Raw genomic sequence first — 14,564 nt, 5'->3', positions numbered from 1 at the left:
ATTTGCGACAAGCTTTTAGCCGCAAGCTGCAAGCCAAGCTGCTTTTTCTTACAGCTTGTAGCTCGCAACTTGCAGCTGCTTCAATCAGATATCCAGCAACAGACGAGCCGGGTCTTCCAGCAGGTTCTTGATGGTCACCAGGAAAGTCACGGCTTCTTTACCGTCGATCAGGCGGTGATCGTACGACAGCGCCAGGTACATCATCGGGCGGATCACGACCTGGCCGTTGATGGCCATCGGACGCTGGATGATGTTGTGCATGCCCAGGATCGCGGCTTGCGGCGGGTTGACGATCGGGGTCGACATCATCGAACCGAAGGTACCACCGTTGGTGATGGTGAAGGTACCGCCGGTCATCTCGTCGATGGTCAGCTTGCCGTCACGGGCTTTCTTGCCGAAGGTGGCGATGCCGCCTTCGATTTCAGCCAGGCTCATCAGTTCGGCGTTACGCAGTACCGGAACCACCAGGCCACGGTCGCTGGACACGGCAACGCCGATGTCTGCATAGCCATGGTAAACGATGTCGTTGCCGTCGATGGAAGCGTTGACTGCCGGGAAGCGTTTCAGCGCTTCGGTGGCCGCTTTCACGAAGAACGACATGAAGCCCAGGCGCACGCCATTGTGGGACTTCTCGAACAGATCCTTGTACTTCGAGCGCAGCGCCATGACTTCGGTCATGTCGACTTCGTTGAAGGTGGTCAGCATCGCCATGTTCGACTGGGCTTCAACCAGACGCTTGGCCACGGTGGCACGTACGCGGGTCATCGGTACGCGCTTCTCGGTGCGGTCGCCGGCAGCGAACACAGGCGCAGCGGCAGCCGGCGCAGCAGCCTTGGCAGGTGCGGCAGCCGGAGCGTTTTTCTTGGCTTCAACAGCCGCAACCACGTCTTCCTTGGTCACACGGCCGTCTTTGCCGGTGCCTTTGACGGAAGCCAGATTGATGCCGTTCTCTTCAGCCAGCTGACGGGCAGCCGGTGCAGCGATCGGGTCTTCAGCGCCAGCAGCCGGAGCGGTAGCAGGAGCAGCAGCGGCGGTGGCCGGTGCAGCAGCAGGCGCAGCGGCAGCAGCACTGCCCTCTTCGATCGAGCCCAGCACCTGGTTCGACAGAACGGTAGTGCCTTCTTCGGCAACGATTGCGCCCAGCACGCCGTCAGCTTCGGCCAACACTTCCAGCACGACTTTGTCGGTCTCGATGTCGACGATCAGGTCGTCACGCTTTACAGCGTCGCCTGGTTTCTTGTGCCAGGTGGCAACGGTGCCATCGGCAACCGATTCCGGGAATGACGGGGCTTTGATTTCGATAGCCATTATCTGTGGGTCCTTAAAATTCGGTTTCAGTCAGCGCGAAGGCGTTAAACAGTGAAAGCATCTTGCAGCAGTTTTTCCTGCTGCTCGGCGTGCATCGACGCATAACCACACGCAGGTGCAGCGGAAGCATCACGGCCGGCATATTCCAGGCCCAGGGCCTTGTTGTGGTTGCCGATACTGCGACGCAGGTGATGCTGGCTGCTGTACCACGCGCCCTGGTTCATCGGTTCTTCCTGGCACCACACTACGTTAGTGAGGTTGGTGTAAGGCGCGATGGCCTCCATCAGGTCGTCTTCCGGGAACGGGTAAAGCTGCTCGATACGCACGATGGCGATGTCTTCGCGGCCTTCGGCACGACGTTTTTCCAGCAGGTCGTAGTAGACCTTGCCGCTGCACAGGACCAGGCGAGTCACCTTGGCCGCATCCAGCGCGTCGATTTCTGGAATAACGGTCTGGAACGAACCATCCGCCAGATCTTCCAGGGTCGAGATGGCCAGTTTATGACGCAGCAGCGACTTCGGTGTCAGTACTACCAGCGGCTTGCGCAGCGGGCGGATCACCTGGCGACGCAGCAAGTGGTAGATCTGGGCCGGGGTCGTCGGCACGCACACCTGGATGTTGTGCTCGGCGCACAGCTGCAGGTAACGCTCCAGACGGGCCGAGGAATGCTCAGGACCCTGGCCTTCATAACCGTGTGGCAACAGCATGGTCAGACCGCACAGGCGACCCCACTTGTGCTCGCCGCTGGTGATGAACTGGTCGATAACCACTTGGGCACCGTTGGCGAAGTCACCGAACTGGGCTTCCCAGATCACCAGCGCGTTCGGCGTGGTGGTCGAGTAACCGTATTCGAACGCCAGCACGGCTTCTTCGGACAGGAACGAGTCGTACAGGTCGAAACGTGGCTGGCCTTCGTACAGGTGCTTCAACGGAACGTAGGTACTGGCGTCTTTCTGGTTGTGCAGGACCGCGTGACGGTGCGAGAACGTACCACGGCCGATGTCCTGGCCGGTCATGCGGATCGGGTGACCTTCGAACGCCAGGGTCGCGTACGCCATGGTTTCGGCGTAACCCCAGTTGATCGGCAGGCCGCCGGCTTGCATCTTCTGACGGTCTTCGTAGATCTTCGCAACCTGGCGCTGCACCACGAAGCCTTCCGGGATTTCCAGCAGCTTGGCGGACAGTTCCTGCAAGGTCTTCAGGTCGAACGAGGTGTCGTGACGCGCCGTCCAGGCGTGGCCCAGGTATGGACGCCAGTCAACGAACAGCTCTTTGTTCGGCTCTTTGACCAGGCTCTTCACTACATGCAGGCCGTTGTCCAGCGCGTTGCGGTATTCGTCGACTTTCGCCTGAACACGCGCATCGTCAACCACACCGGCCTTGGTCAGGCTCTCGGCGTACAGTTCACGTGTGGTGCGCTGCTTGGTGATCTGCTGGTACATCAGCGGCTGGGTGCCGCTTGGTTCGTCGGCTTCGTTGTGACCGCGACGGCGGTAGCAAACCAGGTCGATCACCACGTCACGCTTGAACTGCATGCGGTAGTCGACAGCCAGTTGGGTCACGAACAGCACGGCTTCCGGATCATCCCCATTCACATGGAGGATCGGCGCCTGGATCATCTTGGCAACGTCGGTGGCGTACTCGGTGGAGCGCGCATCCAGCGGGTTGCTGATGGTAAAGCCAACCTGGTTGTTGATGACGATGTGAACGGTACCGCCGGTCTTGAAGCCGCGGGTCTGCGACATCTGGAAGGTTTCCAGGACCACGCCTTGACCGGCGAATGCCGCGTCACCGTGGATGGAAATCGGCAGGACCTTTTCACCCGTGGTGTCGTTGCGACGATCCTGGCGGGCACGCACCGACCCCTCAACCACTGGAGAAACGATTTCCAGGTGGGATGGGTTGAAGGCCATGGCCAGGTGAACTTCACCGCCGGTGGTCATCACGTTGGACGAGAACCCTTGGTGGTATTTAACGTCACCGGAGCCCAGCTCGACCTTCTTCTTGCCTTCGAACTCGTCGAACAGCTCACGCGGGTTCTTGCCGAAGGTGTTGACCAACACGTTCAGGCGACCACGGTGGGCCATGCCGATCACGATTTCCTTGGTGCCGTAGGAACCGGAACGCTGGATCAGCTCGTCGAGCATCGGGATCAGGCTTTCGCCGCCTTCGAGGCCGAAACGCTTGGTGCCCGGGTATTTGGTACCCAGGTATTTTTCCAGGCCTTCGGCAGCGGTGACGCGCTCGAGCAGGTGGCTGCGTACATCGGCGGACAGCACCGGACGGCCACGCACACCTTCCAGGCGATGCTGGAACCATTGGCGTTGCTCGGAATCGGTGATGTGCGTGAACTCAGCGCCGATGGTGCGGCAATATGTCTGCTGCAACGCTTCGTGAATTTCGCGTAGGCTCGCTTCCTCTTTGCCGATGAACAGGTCGCCGGCACGGAAGGTCGTATCAAGATCGGCATTGGTCAAGCCGTAATGATTGATCGACAGGTCTGCAGGTGCAGGACGCTGCCAGAGCCCCAGCGGGTCAAGCTGGGCCGCCTGGTGGCCGCGCATCCGGTAGGCCTGGATCAGTCGCAATACTTCAACTTGCTTCTTCTCGTGCTCACTGCTCACGCTGCCGGCGGAAACCGGTTGGGCGCGGCGCTGGTTCTTTGCCAGCAGCACAAACTGATCGCGAATTGTTGCGTGCGATACATCGGTGGCAGCGTTGCCGTCTGAAGACAACGTCTGAAATTTGGTGCGCCATTCTTCTGGCACAGCGTTAGGGTCGTGCAGGTAGAGCTCATAAAGCTCTTCCACATAGGCAGCGTTACCACCTGAAAGATAGCCGCTGTTCCACATGCGCTGCATCACGCTTTCTTGCATGCTTGGTCACCCTCGATTTGGGGACACCACCGGCGAAAACACCGAGTTTGCTTGCAAAAGGCCAAGTGCAGCGACCAAAACAAGCCACTTAGGATCACGCTGATAGTTCGGGTACCAACCCGAATGCCCCTGCTTGTCTCATTTCTTCAAAATAAGAGCCGCGGCTTTGTAAGTCGCTGCTCAAGTTAAAACTACGGCGCCGGTTGAAGCCTGCGCCGTAGCATTTACGGGCACAACGGTCCTGCTTTTACTACAACGTCAGTTACACGCCGCTCTGCAGCAGCATGTTACGGATGTGACCAATGGCCTTAGTCGGGTTCAGGCCTTTGGGACATACGTTGACGCAGTTCATGATCCCGCGGCAGCGGAATACGCTGAACGGGTCATCCAGCGAAGCCAGACGCTCGGACGTCTTGGTGTCACGGCTGTCTGCCAGGAAGCGGTACGCTTGCAGCAGGGCAGCTGGACCCAGGAACTTGTCCGGGTTCCACCAGAAGGACGGGCACGACGTCGAGCAGCAAGCGCACAGGATGCACTCGTACAGGCCGTCGAGCTTCTCGCGCTCTTCCGGGGACTGCAGACGCTCGATGGCCGGAGCCGGCGTGTCGTTCTGCAGGAACGGCTTAACTTTCTCGTATTGCTTGTAGAAGATGCTCATATCGACGACCAGGTCACGGATAACCGGCAAACCTGGCAGAGGACGAACGATCAGCTTGTTGCCTTTGACCACGGCGGACAGCGGCGTGATGCACGCCAGGCCGTTTTTGCCGTTGATGTTCATGCCGTCGGAACCGCATACACCTTCACGGCAAGAGCGACGATAGGAGAAACCTTCGTCCTGCTCTTTGATCAGTGCCAGTACATCCAGCACCATCAGGTCTTTACCACCGGTATCGACCTGGAATTCCTGCATGAACGGCGCAGCGTCCTGATCAGGGTTGTAGCGATAAACACTGACTTTCAACATGGCAGCCACCCTTAGTAAGTCCGAATCTTCGGTTCAAACGTCGGAACCGTCTTCGGCGAGAAGTTCACGGCACGCTTGGTTACGCGCTTGTCACCCGGGAAGTACAGGGTGTGGCACAACCAGTTTTCGTCGTCGCGATCTTCAAAGTCTTCACGGGCGTGGGCACCACGGGATTCCTTGCGAACCTCGGCAGCGATGGCAGTCGCTTCGGCCACTTCCAGCAGGTTCTGCAGTTCAAGGGCTTCGATACGAGCAGTGTTGAACGCCTGGCTCTTATCGTTGATCTTGACGTTGGCGATGCGCTTGCGCAGATCGGCCAGCTGGGCAATACCCTTCTGCATGTATTCGCCGGTACGGAACACACCGAAGTAGTTCTGCATGCAGCTTTGCAGCTCGCGACGCAGGGTTGCCACGTCTTCGCCATCGGTACGCTCGTTCAGAGCGTTCAGGCGTGCCAGGGCAGCCTCGATGTTGGCGTCGGTCGCGTCATCGTATTCGATGCCGTCGGTCAGCGCTTTTTCCAGGTGCAGGCCGGCAGCACGGCCGAAGACCACCAGGTCGAGCAGCGAGTTGCCACCCAGGCGGTTGGCACCGTGAACCGATACGCACGCCACTTCGCCTACGGCGAACAGACCGTGGATGATCTCGTCCTCGCCTTCGGCATTCTGGGTGATCGCCTGGCCATGGATGTTGGTCGGCACGCCGCCCATCATATAGTGGCAAGTCGGGACAACCGGAACCGGAGCAACCACCGGGTCAACGTGAGCAAAGGTCTTGGACAGCTCGCAGATACCTGGCAGGCGGCTGTGCAGTACTTCTTCGCCCAGGTGATCGAGTTTCAGCAGTACGTGGTCGCCATTCGGGCCACAGCCGTTGCCGGCGATGATCTCTTTAACCATCGAACGGGCCACAACGTCACGACCAGCAAGGTCTTTCGCGTTCGGCGCATAACGCTCCATGAAACGCTCGCCGTGCTTGTTGATCAGGTAGCCACCTTCACCACGGCAACCTTCGGTCACCAGTACGCCGGCGCCGGCGATACCGGTCGGGTGGAACTGCCACATTTCGATGTCTTGTACCGGCACGCCCGCACGCAGTGCCATGCCGACGCCGTCACCGGTGTTGATCAGGGCATTGGTGGTGGACGCGTAGATACGACCTGCACCGCCGGTCGCCAGCACGGTAGCCTTGGCGCGGATGTAGGTGGTTTCACCGGTTTCGATGCAGATCGCGATCACACCGACGAACTCGCCTTGTGCGTTCTTGACCAGATCAACGGCGTAGTACTCGTTCAGGAACGTGGTACCGGCTTTCAGGTTGCCCTGGTAAAGGGTGTGCAGCAGCGCGTGACCGGTACGGTCGGACGCGGCGCAGGTACGGGCAGCCTGCCCGCCTTTGCCGTAATCCTTCGACTGGCCGCCGAACGGACGCTGGTAGATACGGCCTTGCTCGGTACGGGAGAACGGCAGACCCATGTGGTCCAGCTCGAACACTGCAGCCGGGCCTTCCTGACACATGTATTCGATCGCGTCCTGGTCACCGATGTAGTCGGAACCCTTGACGGTATCGTACATGTGCCAGCGCCAGTCATCGTTCGGGTCGGCGGAGGCGATGGCGCAGGTGATGCCACCCTGGGCCGATACAGTGTGGGAACGGGTCGGGAACACCTTGGTGATCACGGCAGTCTTGTGACCGCCCTGAGCCAGCTGCAGCGCAGCGCGCATGCCAGCGCCGCCGCCACCAATAATGATGGCGTCGAATGAAATAGTTGGAATGTTAGCCATGAATCAGATACCCCAAAGAATCTGCACACCCCAGACGAAGTAAGCGAACATCGCGACGCCGCAGACTGCCTGGAAGAGGAAACGTACTGCAGTCGCGGACTTGCCCAGCGCCATCGGCGTCAGGTAGTCGGTCGCGATGGTCCACATGCCTACCCAGGCGTGTGCGCCCAGGGCAACAAGGGCCAGCAGACTGAAGATTCGCATCGCATTGTGGGAAAACAGGCCGTGCCATTGCTCATAGCCAATGCCCGGATTTGCGACGAGGTATCCGATCAGGAAAATGAAATAAGCCGCGAGAACGACCGCAGACACACGCTGTGCCATCCAGTCATAGAGGCCCGAACGCGACAGATTCGTAACGCTGGTTACCATATCCAAACTCCTGCCAGAACGATCAGCACCACGGAAATGGCGATGATGATTTTCGAGCCCAGGCGGCCGCCTTCCAGCGTCTCACCGATGCCCATGTCCATGATCAAGTGGCGCACACCGGCTACCAGGTGATACAGCAGAGCGGACAGGAGGCCCCATGCTACGAACTTGGCCAGCGGGCTGGTCAAGCATGCCTTCACCTCGGCGTATCCTTCCTCGGAACCCAGGGATTTGCTCAATGCATAAAGCATGATGCCCAAGCCCAGGAACAGGATGATGCCGGAAACACGGTGCAGGAACGACGTAACGCCGGTGATGGGGAGTTTGATGGTCCTTAGGTCTAGGTTTACAGGTCGTTGGCTATTCACGGCTTTTTTTCACACTGAAGAGCCCCTAACAATCAGGGCAAAGTTGTTGGGGAGTGCGACTGGTCAGGTAAGCACCACCCAGGGAGTGCGACCCCCAATGAAAGCAAGCCCAAAAGCCCTTGGCGGTCGGTGGCCGAGTATAGACAGTTAGGTTACTAATGACAACGCGCACTCCTCACCCTAATAGCGGATTGCGCTGGGGGAATAAAAGGCGTAAATGGCAGGCAATTTCGAGGAAAAAGTACGGTTAAAGCCTTCTGGTGCAAGACTTTAGGCAAATTGACATCTGGATTTATATCAATATAGTGGTGCGGGCCCTGCGTGGGGGGTCTGTCTGATGATTTGAAGCATAAATAGGAGGCCACATGGCTGACAAAAAAGCGCAGTTGATCATCGAGGGCGCAGCCCCCGTCGAGCTGCCCATTTTAACCGGCACCGTTGGTCCCGATGTTATCGACGTACGGAACCTGACGGCCACGGGCCGTTTCACATTCGACCCAGGCTTCATGTCGACCGCCTCTTGCGAGTCGAAGATCACCTATATCGATGGCGACAATGGCATTTTGCTGCACCGCGGCTACCCGATCGAGCAACTGGCCGAGAAATCGGACTACCTGGAAACCTGCTACCTGCTGCTAAATGGCGAACTGCCAACAGCCGAGCAGAAAGCCCAGTTCGTCAGCACCGTGAAGAACCACACCATGGTTCACGAGCAGTTGAAGACCTTCTTCAACGGCTTCCGTCGCGACGCCCACCCGATGGCCGTCATGTGCGGTGTGGTCGGCGCCCTGTCGGCCTTCTATCACGACTCCCTCGACATCAATAACCCGCAGCATCGCGAAATCTCCGCGATCCGCCTGGTTGCCAAGATGCCGACCCTGGCCGCCATGGTCTACAAGTACTCCATGGGCCAACCCATGATGTATCCGCGCAACGACCTGACGTACGCGGAAAACTTCCTGCACATGATGTTCAACACGCCGTGCGAGATCAAACCGATCAGCCCGACGCTGGCCAAGGCCATGGACCGGATCTTCATCCTCCACGCCGACCACGAGCAGAACGCCTCTACCTCCACCGTACGCCTGGCCGGTTCTTCGGGTGCCAACCCGTTCGCCTGTATCGCCGCCGGTATCGCCGCACTGTGGGGCCCTGCCCACGGCGGTGCGAACGAAGCGGTATTGACCATGCTCGATGAAATCGGCGATGTGTCCAACATCGACAAGTTCATCGCAAAAGCCAAGGACAAGAACGATCCGTACAAGCTGATGGGCTTCGGTCACCGGGTCTACAAGAACCGCGACCCGCGCGCCACCGTGATGAAGCAGACCTGCGACGAAGTGTTGAAGGAACTGGGCATCAAGAACGACCCGCAACTCGAACTGGCCATACGCCTGGAAGAGATCGCCCTGACCGACCCGTACTTCATCGAACGCTCGCTGTACCCGAACGTCGACTTCTACTCGGGGATCATCCTCAAGGCGATCGGCATTCCAACCAGCATGTTCACCGTGATCTTCGCCCTGGCGCGGACCGTGGGCTGGATCTCCCACTGGAAAGAAATGCTCTCCAGCCCGTACAAGATTGGCCGTCCGCGCCAGCTGTACAGGGGCTACAAGTCGCGTGACATCACCCAGTTGGAAGATCGCAAGTAAGCATCGCTGAGTTGCACCGAAGACGGCCTCCCCTAGTGGAGGCCGTTTTTGTTTGTGCCGACTGGGCGACCGCTATCGGGGGCAAGCCCCCTCCCACACTGGGCTCGGTTTACACATGTCTATTTGTGAATACAGTCAAATGTGGGAGGGGGCTCGCCCCCCCCCCGATGACGCGGGTACCCATAACGCAGAACACCAGGTAAAAAAATGCCCCGGCCTTTCGACCGGGGCATTTCCTTATCGGGCTACAACCTTAGTGATTCACCGCCCCACTCGCCCCCAGGCCAGTCTGCGAACGCACAAACTGCGGGAAGTACAGCGCACGCTCTTTCTCTGCCGCCGCCGACTTGTCGGTGATGGAGAAGAACCAGATGCCGACGAACGCAATGATCATCGAGAACAGCGCCGGGTATTCGTAAGGGAAGATGGCTTTTTCGTGGTGCAGGATCGAGACCCAGATGGTCGGGCCAAGGATCATCAGACCAACCGCACTGACCAGGCCCAGCCAGCCGCCGATCATCGCGCCACGGGTGGTGAGGTTTTTCCAGTACATGGAAAGCAGCAACACCGGGAAGTTACAGCTGGCGGCAATGGAGAACGCCAGGCCGACCATGAACGCGATGTTCTGGCTTTCGAACAGGATACCCAGGCCGATCGCCAATACGCCCAACGCGATGGTGGTGATCTTCGAGACGCGAATCTCATCCTTGTCGTTGGCCTTGCCTTTCTTGATCACACTGGCGTACAGGTCATGGGACACCGCCGACGCACCGGCCAGGGTCAGGCCTGCAACCACCGCAAGGATGGTGGCAAAGGCCACGGCCGAGATGAAGCCCAGGAAGATACTGCCGCCCACCGCGTTGGCCAGGTGCACCGCCGCCATGTTGTTGCCGCCAAGCAAGGCACCAGCCGCATCCTTGAACGCCGGGTTGGTGCTCACCAGCAGGATCGCGCCGAAACCGATGATGAAGGTCAGGATGTAGAAGTAGCCGATAAAGCCAGTTGCATACAGCACGCTCTTGCGCGCTTCCTTGGCGTCGCTCACGGTGAAGAAACGCATCAGGATGTGCGGCAGGCCGGCGGTACCGAACATCAGTGCCAGGCCCAGGGAGAATGCCGAGATCGGGTCTTTCACCAGGCCGCCGGGGCTCATGATCGCTTCACCTTTAGGGTGAACCTTGATCGCCTCGGAGAACAACATATTGAAGTCGAAGTTGACGTGCTTCATCACCATCAGCGCCATGAACGAGGCACCGGACAGCAACAGCACCGCCTTGATGATCTGCACCCAGGTGGTCGCCAGCATGCCGCCGAACAGCACGTACATGCACATCAGGATCCCCACCAGGATCACCGCTACATGATAGTCCAAGCCGAACAGCAGCTGGATCAACTTGCCCGCGCCCACCATCTGCGCGATCAGGTAGAACGCCACCACCACCAGCGAGCCACAGGCCGAGAGGCTGCGGATCTGGGTCTGGCCCAGGCGATAGGACGCCACGTCGGCAAAGGTGTACTTGCCCAGGTTACGCAGGCGCTCGGCGATCAGGAACAGAATGATCGGCCAGCCCACCAGGAAGCCGATCGAGTAGATCAGACCGTCATAGCCGGAGGTGTAGACCAGTGCGGAAATCCCCAGGAAGGACGCCGCCGACATGTAGTCGCCGGCAATGGCCAGGCCGTTCTGGAAACCGGTGATCTTGCCGCCGGCCGCGTAGTAGTCGGCTGCCGATTTGTTGCGCTTGGAAGCCCAGTAGGTGATGCACAGGGTCGCACCGACAAACGCGATAAACATCACGATGGCCGATATGTTCAGGGGTTGCTTGTGCACTTCACCGGTCAATGCGTCTGCCGCCCAGACGGCCGGAGCAAAGAGCGAAGCGCCGAATATTGCCAGTAGACGACGGATCATTGCGCAGCCTCCTTGAGAATCGCATTGTTCAGGTCGTCAAACTCGCCATTGGCTCGGCGCACGTAGATGCCGGTCAGGATGAAGGCGGACACAATCAGCCCGACGCCCAGGGGAATGCCCCAGGTAATCGACGAACCAGGGCTGAGCTTGGCCCCCAGCACTTGTGGCCCGTAGGCGATCAACAGGATGAAAGCGGAGTAAAGCCCTAGCATGATCGCCGAGAGAATCCAGGCGAACCTTTCCCTTTTTCTCACCAGCTCCTTGAAACGCGGGCTGTTTTGAATCGAGAGGTAAATGCTGTCGTTCATTGTTTTTATCCTCGCAGCACAGCTTTTTTATTATTGGAACGTATCCACTGTATGCGGCTGCCGTAGAGGTTCCAGACGACCTTAGTCTTAGATCGAGTGTAGCGAGGGTTTGCGGGGGCGCAGGGAGATTTGCGGGAGGCAAAATTAATGTGGGAGGGGGCTTGCCCCCGATAGCAGTGTGTCAGCCAGTACATCGATAGCTGACAGATCGCTATCGGGGGCAAGCCCCCTCCCACAAGGGTATATCAGGGGCTGTTACTTACCGGTCCACTCGGCTACGCGCTCAGGGTGCTTGGCGACCCAATCCTTGGCCGCTGCATCAGGCTTGGCGCCTTCCTGGATAGCCAGCATGACTTCGCCGATTTCGTCCTTGGAGGCCCACTGGAATTTCTTCAGGAAGGCCGCGACTTCCGGCGCTTTCTTCTCCAGGCCCTTGCTGCCGATGCTGTTGACGGTTTCAGCAGCACCATAAATCCCTTTTGGATCGTCCAGGAAACGCAGTTTCCACTTTGCGAACATCCAGTGTGGCACCCAACCGGTGACCGCAATGGATTCCTGTTTGTCTTCGGCGCGGGTCAGCTCGGCGATCATCGCCGCCCCCGAGCTGGCTTGCAGTTTGTAGTCGAGGCCGTACTGCTTGATGGCTTCGTCGGTCTTGAGCATCACGCCCGAGCCGGCGTCGATACCGACGATCTTGTTCTTGAAGGTGGTGTCGGTCTTGAGGTCTTCGATGGACTTGGCCTTGACGTACTCCGGCACGATCAGGCCGATCTTCGCATCCTTGAAGTTGGGGCCGTAGTCGACCACCTTGTCCTTGTTCTTGGCCCAATACTCACCGTGGGTCACCGGCAACCAGGCGGACAGCATGGCGTCGAGCTTGCCGGTGGCCACGCCCTGCCACATGATCCCGGTGGCTACCGCTTGCAGTTTCACGTCATAACCGAGCTTGGCCTTGATCACCTCTGCCGCCACGTGCGTGGTGGCAACGCTGTCGGACCAGCCGTCCACATAGCCGATGCTCAGGGTTTTGCTGTCGGCGTTGGCCAGTGTGGAGCTCATCGCAACTACCAGAGTGGCAGCTGCGCCCAAGAGTCGTCGCATCTTCATCGTACTTCCCCGAAAGTGCTGCGCCCGACGGATGCCGAGCGACGTCAACCTGTTGTTATGTGGTGCACCGCGCCCCCGTCACGCGCATCGATCCGGTGTCTGCGGCATCAGTGGAGTGCTGACAGTTCGATCATCAACCTGCCGCGCCCTTCGACCTGCTCTGTCAGCGACCTCATACAAGCAAGAAACGACATCACATAGCCAGCAGGGCATTTTGTAGGACTTGACGCCAAAATCCCGCCCGAACTTTGCATGTCAAAATTATGCGGCCCCACTGGGACGGCCCAAATCCGGGTAAGATGCGCGCCTTTGCTCTCCAGATAAGCCGACCATGCCCGCGACTGCCCGCTTCCCTGCCCTGCCCTATTTCTGCGCCCTGCTCCTCGGCCTGCTGGCCCTGATCGGCTACTGGTATGGCCTCGGCCGCCCCGTAGTGCTGCCCGATGTCGCCAGCGCCACGCACAAGATGCAGTGCGCGTCCTACACGCCGTTCGATAAAGACCAATCCCCGTTTGACCAGCCCTTCACACTGCGCCCGGAACGCATGGACGCCGACCTGGCCCTGCTGGCTACCCGCTTCGAATGCATTCGCACCTACTCCATGACCGGCCTGGAAGCCTTGCCGGAGATGGCACGCAAGCATGGACTGAAGGTGATGGCCGGCGCCTGGGTCAGCAGTGACCCGGTGGCGACCGAGAAAGAAATCGAAGAGTTGATCGCCGCAGCAAACGCCAACCCTGACGTAGTGACCTCGGTGATCGTCGGCAACGAAGCGCTGCTGCGTAAAGAAGTCACCGCCAAACAGCTGGTGACGCTGATCCAGACCGTGAAAAGCCGGATCAAGCAGCCGGTGACCTATGCGGATGTGTGGGAATTCTGGCTGCAACACCCGGAAATCGCGCCGGCGGTGGACTTCCTGACCATCCACCTGCTGCCGTACTGGGAAGATGACCCTTCCGGCATCGACCAGGCGCTCAAGCACGTGGGCGATGTGCGCCAGACGTTCGGCAACAAATTCGCGCCCAAGGACATCCTGATCGGTGAAACCGGCTGGCCCAGCGAAGGTCGCCAGCGCGAAACCGCCGTGCCGAGCCGGGTCAACGAAGCCAGGTTCATGCGGGGTTTCGTGGCCATGGCCGAGGCGAATGGCTGGCGCTACAACCTGATCGAGGCCTTTGACCAGCCGTGGAAGCGTGCGAGTGAAGGTGCCGTCGGTGGTTATTGGGGCCTGTTCGATGCCAATCGGCAGGACAAGGGCATCCTCGCGGGGCCCGTGACCAATGTGCCGTACTGGCCGCTGTGGCTCGGCGTGGGCGGGATCATCCTGCTGGGCACCCTGGTTCTGGGTGGCCGTGTGTGCAGCACGCGCACCGCGATCGCCCTGCCGTTGCTGGGCGCCGTGGCAGCCTGCTCCATCGGCACCTGGGCCGAGCTGACCCGCGTCACCGCGCGGTTCAACGATGAATGGGTGTGGGCAGGCTTGCTGGTGGTGTTGAACCTGCTGGTGCTGGCTCATGCCGCCCTGGCCTTGAGCGCACGGCAAGATTGGCGCGCACGCGCATTCAACTGGCTGGAGCAGCGCGCTGGCTGGCTGGTGGCGACTGCCGGTTTTGCGGGGGCGGTAATGATGCTGGCGCTGGTGTTTGACCCGCGCTACCGCAGCTTCCCGAGCGCCGCGCTGGTGTTGCCAGCCCTGGTGTACCTGGTGCGTCCGGTGACCGGACCGCGCCGGGAGATTGCCTTGCTGGCCTTCATCATCGGTGCGGGTATTGCGCCGCAGTTGTACCGTGAAGGGTTGTTGAACCAGCAGGCTTGGGGTTGGGCGGTAGTGAGCCTGCTCATGACGGCAGCCTTGTGGCGCTGCTTGCGAGTGCGCAAGGTCTAAAACCGCTATCGGGGGCAAGCTT

General features: G+C 59.5%; 11 protein-coding genes. 2 read left to right on the top strand and 9 right to left on the bottom strand.

What is annotated here, in order from left to right; translation table 11 throughout:
* Window positions 1-84 precede the first annotated feature (84 nt).
* The 6 genes from odhB to sdhC form a co-directional block, all read right to left on the bottom strand.
* Window positions 85-1,308: a 2-oxoglutarate dehydrogenase complex dihydrolipoyllysine-residue succinyltransferase gene (odhB, locus tag BM017_RS20710; RefSeq protein ID WP_092247835.1), complete on the bottom strand. Its 1,224-nt coding sequence runs from the start codon at window positions 1,306-1,308 to the stop codon at window positions 85-87.
* Between the two features lie 44 nt (window positions 1,309-1,352).
* Window positions 1,353-4,184 (bottom strand): 2-oxoglutarate dehydrogenase E1 component, encoded by a 2,832-nt coding sequence (locus tag BM017_RS20705; RefSeq protein WP_092247832.1) that lies wholly within the window; start codon window positions 4,182-4,184, stop codon window positions 1,353-1,355.
* A 262-nt stretch (window positions 4,185-4,446) separates the two neighbouring features.
* Window positions 4,447-5,151: a succinate dehydrogenase iron-sulfur subunit gene (locus tag BM017_RS20700; RefSeq protein WP_003172807.1), complete on the bottom strand. Its 705-nt coding sequence runs from the start codon at window positions 5,149-5,151 to the stop codon at window positions 4,447-4,449.
* 11 nt (window positions 5,152-5,162) lie between these two features.
* On the bottom strand, window positions 5,163-6,935 hold the full coding sequence (gene sdhA / locus BM017_RS20695; RefSeq protein WP_010211741.1) for a succinate dehydrogenase flavoprotein subunit: 1,773 nt from the start codon (window positions 6,933-6,935) through the stop codon (window positions 5,163-5,165).
* Between the two features lie 3 nt (window positions 6,936-6,938).
* Window positions 6,939-7,307 (bottom strand): succinate dehydrogenase, hydrophobic membrane anchor protein, encoded by a 369-nt coding sequence (gene sdhD, locus BM017_RS20690; protein ID WP_003172805.1) that lies wholly within the window; start codon window positions 7,305-7,307, stop codon window positions 6,939-6,941.
* Window positions 7,301-7,675 carry a succinate dehydrogenase, cytochrome b556 subunit gene (gene sdhC / locus BM017_RS20685; RefSeq protein WP_003172804.1) on the bottom strand — a complete coding sequence of 125 codons (375 nt, stop codon included), beginning with the start codon at window positions 7,673-7,675 and terminating at the stop codon, window positions 7,301-7,303. The genes sdhD and sdhC overlap by 7 nt, the downstream gene beginning before the upstream one ends.
* Before the next feature lie 365 nt (window positions 7,676-8,040).
* Between sdhC and gltA the strand changes: the two genes are divergently transcribed.
* Entirely contained in the window at window positions 8,041-9,330 is a 1,290-nt protein-coding gene (gltA, locus tag BM017_RS20680) for a citrate synthase (protein ID WP_092247829.1), read from the top strand.
* 253 nt (window positions 9,331-9,583) lie between these two features.
* On the opposite strand, the gene BM017_RS20675 is transcribed toward gltA, so the two are convergent.
* The 3 genes from BM017_RS20675 to BM017_RS20665 form a co-directional block, all read right to left on the bottom strand.
* The gene (locus tag BM017_RS20675) at window positions 9,584-11,242 is read right to left on the bottom strand and encodes a cation acetate symporter (RefSeq protein ID WP_071489586.1); all 1,659 of its coding nucleotides are present in this window, start codon (window positions 11,240-11,242) and stop codon (window positions 9,584-9,586) included.
* Window positions 11,239-11,550, bottom strand: coding sequence for a DUF485 domain-containing protein (locus tag BM017_RS20670; RefSeq protein ID WP_016972153.1), 312 nt, complete (start codon window positions 11,548-11,550; stop codon window positions 11,239-11,241). The genes BM017_RS20675 and BM017_RS20670 overlap by 4 nt, the downstream gene beginning before the upstream one ends.
* Before the next feature lie 255 nt (window positions 11,551-11,805).
* Window positions 11,806-12,657, bottom strand: a complete 852-nt coding sequence (locus BM017_RS20665) for a glycine betaine ABC transporter substrate-binding protein (RefSeq protein WP_092247827.1) — start codon at window positions 12,655-12,657, stop codon at window positions 11,806-11,808.
* A 331-nt stretch (window positions 12,658-12,988) separates the two neighbouring features.
* Here BM017_RS20665 and BM017_RS20660 point away from each other — a divergent pair, with 331 nt between their 5' ends.
* Window positions 12,989-14,542: a glycoside hydrolase family 17 protein gene (locus BM017_RS20660; RefSeq protein WP_092247824.1), complete on the top strand. Its 1,554-nt coding sequence runs from the start codon at window positions 12,989-12,991 to the stop codon at window positions 14,540-14,542.
* The last annotated feature ends 22 nt before the right edge of the window (window positions 14,543-14,564 follow it).

Source organism: Pseudomonas sp. NFPP04 (assembly GCF_900113815.1).
Classification (GTDB): domain Bacteria; phylum Pseudomonadota; class Gammaproteobacteria; order Pseudomonadales; family Pseudomonadaceae; genus Aquipseudomonas; species Aquipseudomonas extremorientalis.
The sequence above is the reverse complement of the archived record's forward strand: the minus strand, read 5'-3'. Positions and strand labels throughout refer to the sequence as shown.

Excerpts from the sequence above, each read along its gene's own strand:
- gltA (WP_092247829.1), top strand. The coding sequence starts at position 8,041 with ATGGCTGACAAAAAAGCGCAGTTGATCATCGAGGGCGCAGCCCCCGTC.
- sdhA (WP_010211741.1), bottom strand. The coding sequence starts at position 6,935 with ATGGCTAACATTCCAACTATTTCATTCGACGCCATCATTATTGGTGGC.
- BM017_RS20670 (WP_016972153.1), bottom strand. The coding sequence starts at position 11,550 with ATGAACGACAGCATTTACCTCTCGATTCAAAACAGCCCGCGTTTCAAG.
- BM017_RS20675 (WP_071489586.1), bottom strand. The coding sequence starts at position 11,242 with ATGATCCGTCGTCTACTGGCAATATTCGGCGCTTCGCTCTTTGCTCCG.
- BM017_RS20660 (WP_092247824.1), top strand. The coding sequence starts at position 12,989 with ATGCCCGCGACTGCCCGCTTCCCTGCCCTGCCCTATTTCTGCGCCCTG.
- BM017_RS20700 (WP_003172807.1), bottom strand. The coding sequence starts at position 5,151 with ATGTTGAAAGTCAGTGTTTATCGCTACAACCCTGATCAGGACGCTGCG.
- BM017_RS20665 (WP_092247827.1), bottom strand. The coding sequence starts at position 12,657 with ATGAAGATGCGACGACTCTTGGGCGCAGCTGCCACTCTGGTAGTTGCG.
- odhB (WP_092247835.1), bottom strand. The coding sequence starts at position 1,308 with ATGGCTATCGAAATCAAAGCCCCGTCATTCCCGGAATCGGTTGCCGAT.
- sdhD (WP_003172805.1), bottom strand. The coding sequence starts at position 7,307 with ATGGTAACCAGCGTTACGAATCTGTCGCGTTCGGGCCTCTATGACTGG.
- BM017_RS20705 (WP_092247832.1), bottom strand. The coding sequence starts at position 4,184 with ATGCAAGAAAGCGTGATGCAGCGCATGTGGAACAGCGGCTATCTTTCA.